The following is an 18,214-nucleotide window of genomic DNA, read 5'->3' as shown; positions in this document are numbered from 1 at the left end:
TAATCAAGACGCCCTACACATTTGGTTTGTCTTTGCTTTGTTCAGTTTTCAAAGGTCTACATTTTTTCTTTCAACAACTCTTATATCTTAACATTTTCTTAAGGTTTTGTCAACAACTTTTTTCAAGTTTTTTTGACTGAGTTGTTTGCCGTGTTCTTAACGACTTGATTATCATATCATTTAAATTGTTATTTGTCAACAACTTTTTTCATTGATATTTCAATCTTTTCGTCACTCCTTAATCAAGCGACTTCGTTATTATAACATGGTGATTTTTCATCGTCAATATGTTTTTTCAACAAATTTTAAAGTGAAATTCATCACGCTTTATCAGAACAAATAATAATATATCAAGGACTGTCGAAAATTGCAATAGAAAAAAACATATTTTTCACTATAATTTTTAAAGGCGAATATTCCTCTCGATAATTAGTATTTTGACGTTTTTTTATAGTTTTTTCAGCGCGTTTAACACCAATTCAGATACAAAAGTTCGGTTCCGCGTATTTACGTTTTTTATAAATTCGAGCACTTCCCTATATTATTTGTTTTTTGAATAAAAAAAACAAGTAAAGTTAACCCCCTTTACTTGTTTTCTTCTTTTACAATCGGAATAAAGATCCTAAAAATGGTACCCTGCCCAACGACACTTTCTGCATTGATTCTTCCTTTATAATTTTCAACCAATTGCTTGGCAATGGATAACCCTAACCCATTACCACCTTTTGTTCGTGCTCTGGCTTTGTCGACACGATAAAAGCGATTAAAAATCTTATTAAGGTCTTCTTGTGGTATGCCTTCTCCAAAGTCTTGAATCGCAATTTCAAATTCGCTCAATGTAGAAGAAATCGAAATATGCACTTCTTTTCGATTGGTTGAATACTTCACTGCATTATCCAAAATAATAATGATTAGCTGTTCAAAGTGGTTACGATAAATTTGCAGAGTCACTTCTTTTGCTAAATCGTCATCTAAAGTAATGACATAATCTGGATATAGTATTTTGAAGTTATTGTAAACCTGGTAAGTGACTTCTTTCGCTAATGTCGTTTCATTCGCATAATGCATATCCACTTGTTCTGCTCTGGAAAGATCAAGCATTTCCTGAACCAAACTCTTCATTCGGCTAATTTCCTGCATACTTGCAGCTAATGATTCTTCTAAGATTTCAGGATCATCTTTCCCCCAACGGTTCAATAAACTCAAGTGTCCCTCAATGATTGCTACTGGAGTTCTTAATTCATGAGAAACATCTTCCACAAATTGTTCTTGCTGTTCAATATAAAGACGCATGCGATCAAGCATCTCATTGAAGATTTCAGCAAGATCAGCTAGTTCATCATTCGTATCGATTTCCGGCATATGAATATCTGATTGTGGGTCTTTACGAATCGTATCCATCGTGTCTCGTAAGACCTTTAATGGTTTTAAGAAATAAGAGGATAAGAAAAACCCGAGTATACTACTTAAAATCAAGGAAACAACTTCTAATACGATGAGTGTCAATAATAACTTGTTCCGAATATCATAAAAAGATGAAAGTTCATAAAAACTTTGAGCATAACCAATCTTTTCTCTCGTTTCTTTAGAATAGATCGGCTGGACAGAAAGAAAACCAGTTTTGCCATCTAACGTAACGATCGTTGGCACTTTTCTAGTTGTTTGGATCAATGAACGATCTTTTTCATGCGTTTTAAAAATTAATTTTTCATCTAAGTTATAGACATATAGATCCATTGAAGATTGTCCTAATTCGGAAATGAACGAATCGATTTTCATCAAATTCCCTTCAATGATTGATGTGTCACTGATGCTCGTATTATTTTCTGCATTTGTTAAGTTGCGGTAAGTGTTGACTAATGTCAGCTCTTCATTTGCATTGGCTAATCGTGAAGCGACTTCTGAGATCGTTCGTTCGTCATTGTTTCGCTCTTTTGCCACGATTAGATTGATTGAAGACTTATACGTAATGACCGCAAAAATGGTAAAAACAACGAATATAAAGAAAGAACTTGCAAAGGCCCACTTGATTGTCAAGGAGGGACCTTTAAGTTCTCTTTTTTCAGAATTTTTCGGTTTTATCATGAGCGCATCACATAGCCTGTTCCACGGACAGTTTGGATATAACTTTCTTCTCCAGGAACATCAATTTTATTACGAAGATAACGAATATAGACATCCACAACATTCGTTTCGACTTCTGTTTCGTATCCCCATACTTTGTTTAGTAAAACATCACGGGCTAATACAACATTTACATTTTCCATCAAAGTAAGTAACAATTCATATTCACGTTTTGTTAACTCAATGACTTCACTGCCGCGTCGTACGACACGATTTTCTTTTTCGATCGTTAGGTCACGATAGGTGATCGTTGTTTGTTTCGCTACATTCTTGTCTCCTTCAATGTCGATACGACGTAATAAGGCACGTAAACGAGCTAATAATTCTTCAATCGCAAAAGGTTTAACGATATAGTCATCTGCACCATGATCTAATCCTGAGACACGATCGATTACTGAGTCTCTAGCAGTCATCATAATGATTGGTGTATTTTTAACTTGACGGACACGACGGCATACTTCTAGTCCATTTAATTCTGGTAACATCAAGTCTAATAAAATAGCATCCCATTCATTGTTTAACGCTGCATCTAATCCTGTACGGCCATTGTAATGTACTTCTGCATTGTAGCCTTCATGCTTTAATTCTAACTCGACAAACCGAGCTAAGTTTTTCTCATCTTCAATGATTAGAATATTACTCATCAATTTTTTTCCTTTCTATTCTACGGGCTTTTCAAAACTCTATTATTATACCGATAATCTACTTAAAAATCTATAACCATTTTATCATGGATAATAATTTTTAAAAAGAGCTGAAGTCTTCTCTTTTCAGTTGACTCCAGCTCTCATGTCATCTTTTATTTTTCTTCATCTTCAAGAAGCGAAAAGATTACTCTTCATGATACCATGAATAATGGAAGATTCCTTCTTTATCTACCCGTTCATAGGTGTGCGCACCAAAATAATCACGTTGCGCTTGGATAATATTTGCCGGTAAGCGTTCTGCTCTATAAGAATCGAAATAAGCAATCGCAGAAGAAAAAGTTGGTACTGGAACGCCTGCTTGGACAGCTAGTGCGACTACATCTCTTACTGCTTGTTGGTATTTATTGGTGATGTCGACAAAATAATCATCTAATAAAAGATTTTCGATATCAGAATCCTTGTCATACGCATCAGTGATTTTTTGTAAGAAACGAGCACGAATGATACACCCAGCGCGCCAGATCTTAGCAATTTCACCAAATGGCAGATCCCAACCATATTCTTTAGAAGCAACACGTAATTGAGCAAAACCTTGTGCATAACTCATAATTTTGCTGAAGTACAATGCTTCACGGATTTTTTCGATTAACTCTTTTTTATCTCCAGTAAATGAAAACTCATTCGTGCGGGTTAGCACTTTGCTTGCTCGGACACGTTCATCTTTGTATGCTGAAATGTAGCGGGCAAAAACTGATTCTGTGATCAATGGTAAAGGAACACCTAGGTCTAACGCACTTTGGCTCGTCCATTTCCCTGTTCCTTTGTTACCAGCAGCGTCCATGATGACGTCAACGATTGGTTTACCAGTTCCTTCATCATCTTTTCTTGTTAGAATATCTGCAGTGATCTCAATCAAGTAACTATCTAACTCACCTTGGTTCCATTCTTTAAAGATGTCAGCCATCTCTTCAACTGATAAGCCTAAAATGTTTTTCATCAAGTCATAGGATTCTGCAATCAATTGCATATCGCCATATTCGATGCCGTTATGAACCATTTTGACATAATGACCAGCACCATTAGGACCGATGTAAGTCACACAAGGGGCCCCGTCTTCTGCTTTAGCAGAGATTTGCTCTAAGATTGGCGCAACCAATTTATAGGCTTCTTTTTGCCCTCCAGGCATGATTGAAGGTCCTTTTAAGGCTCCTTCTTCCCCACCTGATACACCTGTGCCGATAAAGTTGATACCAGAGTTAGCTAGTTCTTCATTCCGACGAATCGTGTCTTTGAAGAAAGTATTTCCTCCATCGATTAAAATATCTCCTTTATCTAAATGCGGAAGTAATTCTTGGATGGTTGCATCCGTTGCCGGACCAGCCTTTACCATTAGAAGGATTCGACGTGGTTTTTCGATCGAATCGACAAATTCTTCGATTGAATAAGTTGCTTTAAATTTTTTGTCTGGGTGTTCTTCCACCACAGCAGTTGTCTTTGATCCAGTACGGTTAAAGAGGGCAACTGAATACCCACGACTTTCAATATTAAGGGCTAAGTTTTTACCCATTACGGCCATACCGACAACGCCGATTTGTTGTTTTGACATATGAACTCCTCCTACATATGGGATGTTCTCCCTAATCTCTATCATTATAGCTTAACATGGCGCTATTGCAAACCAAAGAAGCATATATTTTTATGACATTGTTTTAATATTAATGGACGAGCTAGGAAAGTTTTAAAGTATCACAAAAAAATAAACCTCAAGGCTCCATGGTTAGCCTTGAGGTTTTTACATTTTCTAATTAAAATGTATTAAGCTTCTTTAGACATTACGTCCTTACCATCGTAGTAACCACAATTTGCACATACGTGATGGCTTTTTTTCATTTCACCACAGTTTGCACATTCGTTTAAACCTTTGATTGTCAATTTGTAGTGTGTACGACGTTTTGCTTTTTTAGCTTTTGATGTTCTTCTAGCTGGTACTGCCATTTTGCTACACCTCCTTGTAAAGTCTTGCACCTTAATTGATGCAATATATTCCAATCTTACGCTTTATCATCTTCATTTGATGGTTCATCAAAAAGTTCCGATAATTTTGCAAGACGAGGATCTACTTTTGTCTTGGCATCTTCTGATTTTCTACGCTCATATTCTTCTTCGGAAACGACTTCCCAATCTGTTCCTTTTGGCAGGTCAGTTGCTAGTTCTTCTTCCTCTGTTAATACGCGCATCGGAATTGCCAATAAAATGTTGTCTTCAATTGATTCTGTCAGGTCAAGTTTTGCATCTTCGATTAACAAAATCTCTTCTGCAGACAATTGGTCATCTCTGAGTTGATATTGTTCTTTTGTCATAAACAATTCGTCAACAGTAAAGTCCATCGGTAATTCAACCGGTTCTAAAGAACGCGTAGATGGAACAGTCAGAGTCGTCTGCACAGTGTAATGAACCAGATAGCCTTTTTTATCAACTGAGACTAACCCTTGGACTGCAACAGGCGCAACATCTAGTATTAAATTGTCTCGCTCCATGAGTTCCGCTTTAAGATCAAGGGTCTCATGAAATGTTAACGGTGTCTCTTGGTATTTTCTCAATTCGAGTAAGGACCATTTCATTTTTCATCACTCCTAAGCAACAAAAGCAATTATACAGGGCAAAAAGGTCCTTGTCAATGAAATTTTCTTGACACCTTACACTTCATTAAAAAACATTTTTTTTATTTATTCGTTATGTTGTCTTATTTTTATTTACGAACAAATTTCCATGGCAACCCGCAACAAATAGAGAAGCCATTTTTTTAACTAAACTTTTTCTCTATTACGTGAAAGACTCTCTGTAAATTTTGACTTTTTCTCCTTATTGTTTCGTAAACTATATGTTTACCCCAAAATTAACTGATGATTTTTAGAATAACATTCGATCATTCCTACAGAAGAACGATTTTTACTAACCAAGAATGATAACTAACGGTATAAAAACAGCAGTTTTGATCGTTTATCCGGCTAAATTCTTCTACAAGTTGTTCTGTGGCGTACATACTTGATGGTTTCTATTTGCTCAAGTATTCAAGATGAACTACAATAAACAATATTTATAAGAAAAAGGAGCAGACGCTTGTTATGAACACACGAGATATCGAATATTATGTTCAAATCGTCAAGCAAAAGAATTTTACCAAGGTAGCCAAGTACTTTCAAGTTAGTCAACCGACGATCACTTACGCACTTAAGCGCCTGGAAAAAGAACTTGACGCAGTTCTTATCACGAGAGATCGTTCACACCACGAATTAGTGATTACCCCTGCTGGCAAACAGTTATTTATCCATGCACAATCTATCTTGCAAGAGATCAAGATGGCAAAAGCAGAGATTACGCAATTACAGAAAAAGAAATTACGATTTGGAATGCCACCAATCATTGGCAATGAATATTTTCCGAAATTATCCAGTTATTTTATTAAATCTCAGCTAATGGACCAAATTGAGATTACAGATGGTGGCTCGAGAGATTTGTATGGCATGATCCACCAAGGAAGAATCGATTTAGCGATCCTGGGCTCCACCCAACCAATTATCGATCAAAAATTAGAGATCGAATTACTTTTAGACAAGCGATTCATGATTGTCGTTGCTCCTACTCATCCTTTCGCTGACCGACAAACGATTTCTTTTAGCGACCTAATAGCTGAACAATTCGTTTTATTGAACGAGCATTACGTTCATCCTGCAGCTTTTAAAAAGTTAGCTAAACAGGCACATATTGAACCTAAAGTTGTTTACCAAAGCAATGACTTAGCCATATTGAAAAGCATGATTCGAGAAAATATCGGGATCGGTTTTTTAACTGAAATTGCTATTCACCCTGAAGATCATCTCGTATCGATCCCACTTTCCGATCAGCTTCAGCCGCACTTTCTGATTTCACTCGCTAAGCGTACTCAGCAAATCCCGACTCCTTTACAAGAAAATGTGGTTGAGGTCATCCAACAATTTATGAAAACTCAAAAGAAGAACAAATCTTAATTGAATGGCTATTAATAGAAATGAATAATAATTAACACTTTTGAATAAACATCAAATAATGGTTGTACGGTAGTCTGCTTGTTCCTCTCTAATTGACACTTTAAGTAACATTAGAAAAAGGTCGTTTTAAAAACGTAGCTTAAACACCCCGACGATCATTCTGTTAAAATGAAGGTTGACGCATGATTCATCTAAAAAACAACGAAAAAAAAGGATAAGACCTAGTCTTATCCTTTTTTGATGATCAGCGGAGTCAATTAGATTGCTGTTGTTTCGCCACGGTATACAATACCACGACGTGAGTCTACAGTTACTAACTCGCCATCAGTGATTGTTGAAGTTGCATCTTGTGCACCAACGATTACAGGAATGTCTTGTGCAATTCCTACAACTGCTGCGTGTGAAGTCAATCCGCCTTCTTCAACGATAACTGCTGCTGCTTTTTCAATTGCAGGCATGTATTCTTTATCAGTTGTTGGAACAACTAAAACCATGCCGTCTTTTGCTTTTTTGATTGCTTCTTCAGCTGATGAAGCAACAACTGCATTTGCAACGACTGATTTTTGACCAACGCCTTGAGCTTCTAATAATTTTGAACCAATCATTTGAATTTTCATTACGTTAGTTGTTCCACGTTCACCAACTGGTACACCAGCAGTGATCAAGATCAAATCGCCTTCTGAAGCAAAGCCTAAGTCAACTGCTTTTTGAGCAGCTAATTCAAACATTTCGTCAGTTGTTGTTGGTTTTTCAGCAACTGTTGGGTAAACACCCCAGTTAAGCATCAAACCACGTTTTGTACGTTCGTCAAAAGTAACAGCCAAGATGTCAGCATCTGGACGGTATTTTGAGATCATTTTAGCTGTATAACCAGATTCAGTTGCAGCTACGATTGTTTTAACGCCTAAGTTTTTAGCAGCGCGTGCTACAGATAGACCGATTGTTTCAGTCACATCAGTTTTATCAAATTCGTTTAATTGGAAAGTACCTAATTCTGATAATGCATTTTCAGCTTGTTGGTCAATACGAGCCATTGTTGCAACAGCTTCTACAGGGTAGTCACCGTTTGCTGATTCTCCTGATAACATTGTTGCATCAGTTCCGTCAAATACGGCATTGGCAACGTCAGAAGCTTCTGCACGTGTTGGACGTGGGTTTTCTTGCATTGATTCCAACATTTGTGTTGCTGTGATTACTGGGATACCAGCTGCATTACATTTTTTGATAATACGTTTTTGAACCATTGGAACTAATTCGGCAGGAATTTCAACACCCATGTCACCACGAGCGATCATTACACCATCAGAAACTTTGATGATTTCGTCGATGTTGTCGATTCCTTCTTGTGATTCAATTTTAGGGAAGATTTGAACGTGTGTCATATCTTTTTCTTCTAAAATTTCACGAATATCTAAAACGTCTTGCGCTTTACGTACAAAACTTGCAGCGATAAAGTCGATATCGTTATCTAGACCAAAACGAATATCATCTGCATCTTTAGGAGTAATCCCTGGTAAGCTAATTGAAACGCCTGGTGCATTAACCCCTTTACGAGATCCTAGCATTCCAGCATTCTTCACTTCTACAACTAATTCACGAGTTGCTTCGTCTTTTTCAATGATTTCCATATCGATCAAGCCATCATCGAATAAAATGTGTCCACCTACATGAACGTCTTCAAATAGTCCAGGGTAAGTAACAGCGATTTTTTCTTTTGACCCTACATGTTCAGGATCCATTGAGATACGAGTTTTATCTCCTACTTCAAATTTGATGTATCCTGCACGACCAAAATCAGCTTCAGTTGTGCCTTGAACAGTTGTACGAATTTCAGCACCTTTTGTATCTAAAAGGATACCTACATCTTTACCTGTTTTTTTAACTGCTTCACGGACCATTGTCATACGTGATAATTGTTCTTCATGATCACCATGTGAAAAGTTAAAGCGGAAGACATTTGCCCCAGATTCAATCAATTTAGAAATAGTTTCTACTGAATTACTTGCTGGTCCTAATGTACTAACGATTTTGGTTTTTTTCATTTTACAAAACTCTCCCATTCAATTTTGTTTATTTAAAGCTGGTTAAAGCCTAAATACAAAGATAACAAGCTATACCTATTTTTAACTATAGCTTAAATTTAAAATAACAGGCTTTCAATCTTAGAATGAAAGTGAGTTATTTAAGTCATAAAGTGATAAGTCTGGTTTGTGTTTGTTGCTTTCTAGTGTTTCGATGATATCTGCAGCGACCATTTCATTGTCGCGGATACCCACACATAGTCCACCTTTACCTGCACGAAGCAAGTCAACAGCATAAGCACCAAATTTGCTTGCTAACACACGGTCACGTGCGCTAGGTGAGCCACCACGTACTACGTGTCCTAAGATGGATACACGTGTATGGTAATCACCATATTCAGAAAGTTTTTCGGCAAATTCATTTCCGCCCATTACGCCTTCTGCTAAGATGATCAAGCAATGTTTTTTACCACGATCGCGGCCTTCTTGGATTTTTTTAGCCACAGATGCCATATCAAAATCATGTTCAGGAATGATAATTTCATCTGCGCCACCGGCAACACCTGACCATAATGCGATATCGCCAGCGTTACGTCCCATTACTTCAATAACAAACGTACGAACGTGTGAAGTTGCTGTATCACGAATACGGTCGATTGATTCTAAAACTGTGTTGATTGCTGTATCAAAACCGATTGTGAAATCAGTTCCTGGAATATCGTTGTCAATCGTTCCTGGAACACCAACAGCTGGAAATCCACGTCTTGTCAATGCCATTGCTCCATGGTAAGAGCCATCTCCACCGATAACAACTAAACCTTCGATACCGAATTTTTTCAATTGTTCGATCCCTTTTAATTGACCTTCTTCAGTCGCAAATTCAGGGTAACGTGCAGAGTACAAGAATGTCCCACCACGTTGGATTTTATCACCCACATCTGCAACATCTAGACGACGAATATCTCCTGCAACTAATCCAGCAAATCCATAGTTGATTCCATATACTTCGAGCCCTTCATAAATCCCTTTACGAACAACAGCACGAATAGCAGCATTCATTCCAGGTGCGTCTCCGCCACTGGTCAAAATTCCAATGCGTTTCATAATAATCATTCACCTCATTAAAATACTTTATCCTAAGCAATGCTTAGGTTAATAACCTTCTTTGCGTTAACCACGACTAACATTCTAACATTATTTTTAGCAATTGTCTTGATTTACTGATAAAAAAATGAAAAAAAATGAAAGCAAATAGTATATTTTACCGTAAGTTATTTGAAAACAACATTTTCTGGTTGGAGCAAGTAAGCTAATTGACTCTTCAAGCTCTTACTTCCATCGACCCAATAAGCTTCTGCCAGCACTACTTTCCGTTGATTCTTTTCATGGTACATCACGACTGGAATGTACCCAGAATGTTTCTGAAAAATAGTTTGCAATTGTTTCATCGTTTGTGGATCATCAAATTCTTCTTTGATTCGTAAGTAGCAAGTCTGATCTTGATATTGTTCTTCTAATTCTACAGGATCAGCAAAATTTTCGCCAATCAATTGCAACTCTTGGTTGTATTTACTCGTTTCTGTTCGTCCCTGAACAAAGATCACTTTATTCAACTCAAACAATGAACGAAATTGTCGATAGGATTTGGGGAATACAGTGATCGTGATTTCTCCACTGATATCTGTTCCTTCAACAAAAGCCATCAATTCCCCTTTTTTAGTTCTGATTTCACGGATATTTTTAATCATCACTAATACACTGACTGTTTGTTTTGGAATAACTTCAGTAATTAACCGGATTTTTTTAGCTAATTTCAAGCGTTCATAGCCTTCTGTTGGGTGCCCTGAAAGATAAACGCCTAAATATTCCTCTTCTAATTGCAGCTTTTCTTCTAAAGAATAGTCAGCCACTTCTTCTTCTTTTAAAGCCATGATCCCTAGGAGATCTAAGCTTCCACCACTATAAATAATGTTTTGTATTTTTCCTTCTAAATCGAGCATCAATTGTTTTCGGTTTGGTGCCAATTCATCAAACACGCCTACTGCTACTAATGACTGGATCAACTCTAATTTTAGCCAGCGTTTATCTAAACGAATCAAGAATTGATCCACTGATTGATAAGCGCCATTTTCTTTTCGATCTTTTAAGATATCCTCAATGAAGTCTTTTCGGACACCTTTGATCGCAGTTAGACCAAAACGAATCTCTTCTGGATTAATTAGCTCAAAGCCATAATAGCTCTGATTAATGGAAGGTGCTGCTAGTTTTAATTTTTTCTTTCTTGCCTCAGCGATGTATTCTTTTAATTTGGTCGTATTGTGTCGAACCGAATTTAGTAAACTAACAAAAAATGCGCCTGGATGGTGGGCTTTGAGGTACGCCATTTGGAACCCAACAAATGAATAAGCAAACGCATGCGAGCGATTGAAACCATAATTGGCAAAACGTTCGATATAGTCATAGACTTCGACCGCTTTTTCTTTCGAATAGCCCTGACTTACTGCCCCGCTGACAAAGTGTTCCCGCTCTTTGTCAATCACTTCTTTTTTCTTTTTACTGATTGCTCGACGCAAAATATCCGATTGGCCCAAAGAAAAACCAGCCATCTTTGCAGCGATTTGCATAATCTGTTCCTGATACACGATGACACCATATGTGTTTTTTAAAATAGGCATTAAGGAGTCATCAGGATAATGGATCGTTTCTTTTCCTTTTTTGCGGGAAATAAACGTATCGATATTTTGCATTGGTCCTGGACGATATAACGCATTGACTGCCGCAATATCTTCAATTGTTTCTGGTCCTAATCGGCGTAAAACATTGCGAATACCTGCAGATTCAAATTGGAAAACCCCTGTAGTATCTCCTTGTTGAAAGAGAAAAAGTGTCTTAGGATCATTTAAAGGAATTTGTTTCAATCGAATTTCTTTCTTTTCTACTTTTTTAATAGCTTTCAATGCGTAATCAATGATCGAAAGATTTCGCAATCCTAAAAAATCCATTTTGAGTAGTCCGATCGCTTCCACGTCATTCATCGTATATTGAGTTAAAAATGCTTCATCTGATCCTTTTTGTAATGGAACCAGATCTAATAGATTCTTATCACTGATCACAACACCCGCTGCGTGAGTCGAGACATGTCGAGGCAATCCTTCTAAAATCGAAGCTGTTTTAAATAGTAATTGATTTTTTTCACTTAACTGAACTAACTCCACTAAGGGTTTCGATGTCCGATATGCTTCGGGTAAGGTAATTTTCAACTGATTAGGGATCGCCTTTGACCATAGATTGGCTTCGCTTTGTGATAAACCAAAGACACGAGCCACGTCCCTTAACACCATCTTAGCCGCCATCGTCCCAAACGTTGCAATTTGCGCCATATGGTATTGTCCATATTTTGCTCTGACATAATTCAAGACTTCTTCTCTACGATTATCAGGGATATCCAAATCGATATCTGGCATCGTATAACGTTCTGGGTTTAAGAAACGCTCAAAAAGCAAATCATATTGCAAAGGATCGACATCGGTGATCTCCAAGATATATGCAACTAATGAACCAGCCGCTGATCCTCGTCCAGCGCCAGTCACGATTTTTTCTCGATGAGCAAACGCCATGACGTCCCACACGATCAAGAAATAATCATCAAAGCCCATTTGGTGGATAATCGACAACTCATATGCTAGACGCTCTTGATATTCAGGAGTGATTTCTTCGACTCGCTCTACTAATTTTGCGTGGCACAATTCATCAAGGTACTGACCAGCACTTTTCTGATCTGGTACTGGGTAATGAGGCAGCAGCTTTTGATGAAATTGAAATTCAAAGGAAACCGATTGAACTAAACGTTGCGCACCCTCTAGCGCATCAACCAACTGTGCTTCATTAAACCGTTGGATCATTTCATTTTCAGCAAGTAAAAAACCTGTTTTAGTTTCTATCTTTTGTTGGTTGATTGCTTCCATAGAAAGTTGGCTCCCAGCTCGAAGATTTTTCATCGTCTCAAGCGCAAACAGTTCTTCTTGTCTTAAGCTGGCAATAGGTTGTAATGCACATAAGGAATAATTGTTTTCTGCTAGGAACGTTACCCAACCACTTGGTAGTTCTGAGAAACTTTCAGTGATTCCAACATAAAAATCTTGTCGACCTACTTTTTCTTTGAGTGCTTGCCAATGGGCAGTAAAGGTCTCCGTTTGATTAAATTCAGCTACCACAGAATGTTGGGGAGGAACGACGAAAATCAAATGATCTGATTCCGTAAATTCTGATAATGCGAGACTTTCTTGAATCATTTTTTTACTCGACAGCTTCATCAACTGCTGGTAGCCAACGCCATCTTTCGCATATACCAATAAATCAAAAGCTTGGGACTCATAAGTATAAGTAAGGAGCATGCCGACAATTGGCTTTATTCCTTCTTTGATACATGTTTGATAAAACTCAGGTATCCCATACAGTACATCTTGATCAGTTATTCCTAGGACTGTATAACCTAGTGCTCTTGCCTTTTCGACATAATCTTGGATCCTGATCGTGCTTTGCAACAGCGAATAGGAGGTTTTTGTATATAATTGTGGGAAAAACATGGTCATTCCACCTTTTGTATAGTTAGACAATTAATCAATGCGTTCATTTATCTACTATGAATATAGGTTAGACGACAACGCATTTGTAATCATTCTCTTTGATTTGCATTTTTATTATTTTATCACATGGACTGGTTAAATCATAAAACTTGTTTTTTTACAACTAGCTTTCTTTACATTCAGCAAAATTCTGGTAAACTAAGCTTAGAAAAGAGGTGTTCTTTATGCGATATATCGTCACATTATTTTGGTCATTTGTCTTAGGTCAAGTCGTAGGTTACATTGGTGGGGCTCTTACAAGCGGTGGCTATGATTTTACTTTAACAACGATTATTTCATTGGTTGCAGGCGTTGTTGTCATTTTACTTGGTGCATTGGCAACTCCTAGAAAAGAAGCCTCATCACATTCATAAAAGCCAAATGAGGGTGGGACGCAGTCTCATCCTTTTTATGTATTTTGATAAAATCATTTCGCTTTCCATTAACTTTTTGGAGTGGAAAAGTTAAGCCTGGGACAAAAGGTCGTCCCGGGCTCTTTATCATGCACAAAAATGAATAATTGTTGTTCCTTGAAATAAGCCTGAATTTCTCAAAACATGAGCGGTTATTTCAACAAATTCTTCCCTAGTGTCATCGGAGTTGCGAGGTTTTAACGAAAGCGACACACGATCTTTTCATCATCTGATCAGAAGCGTTGTCGAAGAACTTTTCTGAAGTTAAATAAAGATAATAAGATATTAGATAAAACAAAGAGACTTGTAGCAATGAACACTGCGCGATAGTTAAAGGCATGCGCAACCGTCGAGCCCACCATCGGTCCAAAGACTTGTCCAAAATTACTACACATTTGATTGTAACTATAGATTCGACTCACTCCTTCTGGCGGCGTGATCTTACTGATGAGTGTATTGATGGATGGCATTAACGCTCCCGTTGAAAAACCAAGAATAAACCGTAAGATCCCCAACTGTAAAGGGGTCGCTACAATAGCCATGGGTAAGTAGCAACAAAAAGATAAGGTTAGCCCTGCAAGCAGTACTTTTTGGTTCCCTATTTTATCCCCTAATTTCCCTAGTTTAGGAGAGGAAAAAACTGCAGACACACCTGAAATCGAAACGATTAACCCACTAACAAATAAAATATTTCCTGAATTCCCGCTTAGCTCACGAATATATAGGGTCAAAATAGGACTGATAGTTGTGATACCAATTTGAAGAATCAAAGTGGTCACAAATAATCCGATTAGAATGGATAAATGATCCATTTTGGCAAAGATTTCTTTTGTACTGATCATATCATTTTTTTCTACTGGTTGAAAATCTTCTTTTACCAAGAAAATGGTTAAAAGTGTTGTCACAAGTAATAATACCCCAGTAATCAAGAAAACATTCTCCATACCAAACCACTGCGCCAACGCACCTCCCATTGATGGTCCGATCAAACTGCCGGCAATTGCTCCAGTCGATAAAGTTCCTAATGCCCAACCACTTTTTTCTTTTGGCGCTTGTGAAGCAATCATCGCAGTCGCGTTAGGAATATAACCTGATAAAATGCCATTTAAAAAACGCATGACCAGTAACCAATACGCATTGGGAACAAAGGCCAACGATCCCATCGTTACCGTCATCCCTGCGGCAGCTCGGATCATCATGAGCTTTCGTCCTTTACGATCTGCCAAATTCCCCCATATTGGCGCTACGATAGCTGAAGCAAAGGCAGTAACAGATATCGCTAGACCGGAAAACAACTCAACTTGATCACTTGGTGTACCCAATTGTTCTACATATACAGGAATAAATGGCATAACTAAACTAAAACTAGCCCCTGTAAAAAAGCAGCCGATCCAAGCCACGAATAAATTTTTCTTCCATTGTATCTTCATTGATCATCCTCATTTCTTTATGTTTCTTTGCAAAAAATTTCTTTTTGAAACAGCATAAATTATGTATTGTTACTATATAGACGAAAGGTTTTGTTCCGAGCAGTACTATCTTCTACTTATTTACTATCTTAACAGTGAAAATCTTATGTTACAAAAAAACACTCTTAACAACTATATAAAATCGTTAAGAGTGCAAATACTACTTTTTTCGAATCATTCAAATGGTGATGGCAAAAAGCGTTTTTTCTTATTAAATTTGTGCTACTTTTTATTGTAAACTTACTCATGTTGCTGTTTCCTGACTTTTCAGCTGGTTCTTTAAGAAAATAGTTCAGCTACCAGTTAGGCTGGTTTACATCGTTGCTAAAATAATAAAGTTAAGGATAAACAAGACCACAACGATCCATAATGGGATTGAAATTTCTTTGAATTTCCCTTTGATTACTTTGACGATCGTGTAAAAAATGAAGCCGACAGCAATCCCATAAGAGATGCTATAGCATAATCCCATAAAGATTGAAGCAAAGAATGCTGGTAGTGCTTCTTCCAGGTCAAGCCAATTGATATCTGTGAATGAAGCCATCATCATCACACCAACTAAAATCAATGCAGGTGCAGTTGCTTGAGTTGGAACGATAGAAATCAATGGTGAAAAGAAACTACTTAATGCAAATAAGACTGCAACCACTACTGAGGTCAAACCTGTTCGTCCACCAGCACCGATACCTGCAGCAGATTCTACATAAGTCGTCGTATTTGATGTCCCAAAGATTGCTCCTACAGATGTCGCAATGGCATCGGCAAAGAGCGCTTTATCCATTTTTGTCTTGAAACCTTTGCCATCTTCTAATGCTTCTTCATCTTCTTTTGAGAAGATCCCCGTACGGCGACCTGTTCCAATGAACGTCCCAATCGTATCAAATGTATCCGATAAACTAAACGCAATGATTGTCATGATTACTTGTGGAATCTTTGAAGAATCACTAAATAATGATTGCATCCCCTCTGGTCCAAAAGCAGCACCAAAAGTCGTGCCTAATTCTTTGAATGAACTTCCTAATGAATTGGCTTGCCAATCAATCGTACTTAAATCAACAACCCCCATCATAATCCCTAAGATAGTGGTTGCCACGATCCCGATCAACATCGCACCACGAACATTTTTTACCACCAGGATCGCTGTTAAAATCAAACCGATCACAGCTAATAAAATCGGTGCATTATTGAAGTTGGCTAAAGCTGGAACGATCCCACCATTGATTGTGACATTCGTTGCCTTGCCTCCGTCAACCACCGAACTAGTGATTGCTGACTGATCAGCTGAAAAAGAGAGAAATCCTGCATTTTTAATTCCAACATAAGCGACAAAGATCCCGATCCCGCCTCCAATCGCATGTTGTAGACTTTCAGGAATGGAATGAATGATCAATTTTCGTATTTTGGTCACAGTAATAAAAATGTTGACCATCCCACAAATAAAGACCATCGCTAAAGCTTGTTGCCAAGAATAACCTAATCCAAAAACTACTGTAAAAGTAAAAAAGGCATTTAATCCCATTCCAGGTGCTTGCGCATACGGTACATTTGCAAACAACCCCATTACCAAAGTACCAATGATCGAAGCGATGATTGTTGCTAAGAACACTGCCTGAAAAGGCATCCCTGATGCTGACAAAATGGTTGGATTTACAAATAAGATATAACTCATTGCAAAGAATGTCGTAACCCCAGCCATGATTTCTGTTGGTACATTTGTCTTATTTTTCTTTAATTGGAAAAACTTTTCCATAAAAAATTTCCACTCCCTGAATTTTTTTGACGTAAAATCAAATAATAAAATAAAATAAGTCAACTATTCCGTTTACGTCGAACAATTATTGATTATAATTATAATTCGTTCGCTTTTCAATAAAATCATTAAAAAAAGCAACAAAAAAATGCTTAATGTTCGTGTTTTACCTTATAAATGGTTATTGAACAAAATGTATCCGTTCTCTTTAATTTAAAAAAGACTTCTTTTCCCCTTACATTTGCACCTTGTTAAAAAAAATATATGTGCTAGACTGAAACACATACTAGCATTGAAAGGAATGACATTTTTGAATAGAAAGCTCATTGCCATTGATTTAGACGGAACAACTTTAAATCCCGATTCAATCATTACTTCAAAAACTGAAGAAACATTAAAAAAAGCGATTAACGCTGGTCACCATGTCAGTATTGCTACTGGGCGCCCCTTCCGAATGAGTTATCACTATTATCAGCAATTAGGATTGTCTACACCGATGGTCAACTTTAACGGTGCTTTAGTACATATCCCTAATCAATATTGGGCTCATGAAAAAGAAACCTCGATCGATAAACGCATCGTATTCGAGATTTTAGCTCAAAAACGCCAATTGAATTTAGATTTCATTGCTGCAGAAAATCGTGAAACTTATTTTATTGACAGCTTTGATTTTTTTGATGAAAAAATTTTTGCTGCATCAAATCCTAGCCCTCAAAATTTATTATCGCCTAAAAATCTGACAACTGATCCAACCTCTTTACTGGTTCGAACAGAAAAATGCTATGCTGAACAAGTTTCAGCTGAATTAACCCGTCAATTCGGTAATTTTGTTGATGTTCGTACTTGGGGAGGAGCAATGGCTATTTTAGAAATCGTTTCTAAAGGAATTGAAAAAGCCAAAGGCGTTCATCGCATTGCCAATTACCTTGATATCGATCAAAAAGATGTCATTGCTTTTGGTGACGAACATAACGATTTGGAACTATTAGAATATGCTGGCTGGGGAGTTGCAATGAAAAATGGTACCGATCAATTAAAAGGCGTTGCTAACGATGTCACTGAACACACCAACCAAGAAGATGGCTTAGCTACGTATCTAGAAGACTTATTAGCCCTTTAAAATCAAAAAAGACCGTT

The 18,214-nt window shown here is 37.4% G+C and carries 13 protein-coding genes; 3 read left to right on the top strand and 10 right to left on the bottom strand.

What is annotated here, in order from left to right; genetic code table 11:
- Window positions 1–585: 585 nt before the first annotated feature.
- The 5 genes from AB3I42_RS02770 to AB3I42_RS02750 all read right to left on the bottom strand — a co-directional run bounded on the left by AB3I42_RS02770 (window position 586) and on the right by AB3I42_RS02750 (window position 5,392).
- Entirely contained in the window at window positions 586–2,085 is a 1,500-nt protein-coding gene (locus AB3I42_RS02770) for a HAMP domain-containing histidine kinase (RefSeq protein ID WP_010719635.1), read from the bottom strand.
- A complete protein-coding gene (locus AB3I42_RS02765; RefSeq protein ID WP_005875038.1) occupies window positions 2,082–2,768 on the bottom strand; it encodes a response regulator transcription factor in 687 nt (228 codons plus the stop codon). The genes AB3I42_RS02770 and AB3I42_RS02765 overlap by 4 nt, the downstream gene beginning before the upstream one ends.
- 187 nt (window positions 2,769–2,955) lie before the next feature.
- The gene (gene gndA / locus AB3I42_RS02760; RefSeq protein WP_181914576.1) at window positions 2,956–4,377 is read right to left on the bottom strand and encodes an NADP-dependent phosphogluconate dehydrogenase; all 1,422 of its coding nucleotides are present in this window, start codon (window positions 4,375–4,377) and stop codon (window positions 2,956–2,958) included.
- A 209-nt stretch (window positions 4,378–4,586) separates the two neighbouring features.
- Window positions 4,587–4,766, bottom strand: a complete 180-nt coding sequence (rpmF, locus tag AB3I42_RS02755; protein WP_010719637.1) for a 50S ribosomal protein L32 — start codon at window positions 4,764–4,766, stop codon at window positions 4,587–4,589.
- 56 nt (window positions 4,767–4,822) lie between these two features.
- Window positions 4,823–5,392, bottom strand: a complete 570-nt coding sequence (locus AB3I42_RS02750; protein WP_010738116.1) for a DUF177 domain-containing protein — start codon at window positions 5,390–5,392, stop codon at window positions 4,823–4,825.
- A 504-nt stretch (window positions 5,393–5,896) separates the two neighbouring features.
- Between AB3I42_RS02750 and AB3I42_RS02745 the strand changes: the two genes are divergently transcribed.
- A complete protein-coding gene (locus AB3I42_RS02745; RefSeq protein WP_010738117.1) occupies window positions 5,897–6,799 on the top strand; it encodes a LysR family transcriptional regulator in 903 nt (300 codons plus the stop codon).
- 257 nt (window positions 6,800–7,056) lie between these two features.
- Here the strand turns inward: AB3I42_RS02745 and pyk are convergent, their stop codons facing one another.
- The 3 genes from pyk to dnaE form a co-directional block, all read right to left on the bottom strand.
- Window positions 7,057–8,841 carry a pyruvate kinase gene (pyk, locus tag AB3I42_RS02740; protein WP_010719640.1) on the bottom strand — a complete coding sequence of 595 codons (1,785 nt, stop codon included), beginning with the start codon at window positions 8,839–8,841 and terminating at the stop codon, window positions 7,057–7,059.
- A gap of 120 nt (window positions 8,842–8,961) precedes the next feature.
- Window positions 8,962–9,924 carry a 6-phosphofructokinase gene (pfkA, locus tag AB3I42_RS02735; RefSeq protein ID WP_010719641.1) on the bottom strand — a complete coding sequence of 321 codons (963 nt, stop codon included), beginning with the start codon at window positions 9,922–9,924 and terminating at the stop codon, window positions 8,962–8,964.
- Window positions 9,925–10,091: 167 nt separating this feature from the next.
- Entirely contained in the window at window positions 10,092–13,406 is a 3,315-nt protein-coding gene (gene dnaE, locus AB3I42_RS02730; RefSeq protein ID WP_368022242.1) for a DNA polymerase III subunit alpha, read from the bottom strand.
- Window positions 13,407–13,630: 224 nt separating this feature from the next.
- On the opposite strand from dnaE, the gene AB3I42_RS02725 reads away from it, so the two are divergent.
- Complete coding sequence (locus AB3I42_RS02725) at window positions 13,631–13,819, top strand: YjzD family protein (RefSeq protein WP_010719643.1); 189 nt, start codon at window positions 13,631–13,633, stop codon at window positions 13,817–13,819.
- Window positions 13,820–14,091: 272 nt separating this feature from the next.
- Here the strand turns inward: AB3I42_RS02725 and AB3I42_RS02720 are convergent, their stop codons facing one another.
- Window positions 14,092–15,288 carry a multidrug efflux MFS transporter gene (locus AB3I42_RS02720; protein WP_010738119.1) on the bottom strand — a complete coding sequence of 399 codons (1,197 nt, stop codon included), beginning with the start codon at window positions 15,286–15,288 and terminating at the stop codon, window positions 14,092–14,094.
- Between the two features lie 352 nt (window positions 15,289–15,640).
- Window positions 15,641–17,077: an NCS2 family permease gene (locus AB3I42_RS02715; protein ID WP_010738120.1), complete on the bottom strand. Its 1,437-nt coding sequence runs from the start codon at window positions 17,075–17,077 to the stop codon at window positions 15,641–15,643.
- A gap of 310 nt (window positions 17,078–17,387) precedes the next feature.
- On the opposite strand from AB3I42_RS02715, the gene AB3I42_RS02710 reads away from it, so the two are divergent.
- Window positions 17,388–18,197, top strand: a complete 810-nt coding sequence (locus AB3I42_RS02710; protein ID WP_368022241.1) for a Cof-type HAD-IIB family hydrolase — start codon at window positions 17,388–17,390, stop codon at window positions 18,195–18,197.
- The last annotated feature ends 17 nt before the right edge of the window (window positions 18,198–18,214 follow it).

Source organism: Enterococcus sp. C53 (genome assembly GCF_040887425.1).
Taxonomy (GTDB): domain Bacteria; phylum Bacillota; class Bacilli; order Lactobacillales; family Enterococcaceae; genus Enterococcus_B; species Enterococcus_B hirae.
Note: the sequence above shows the minus strand (reverse complement) of the source record. Positions and strands in the feature narration are given on the sequence as shown.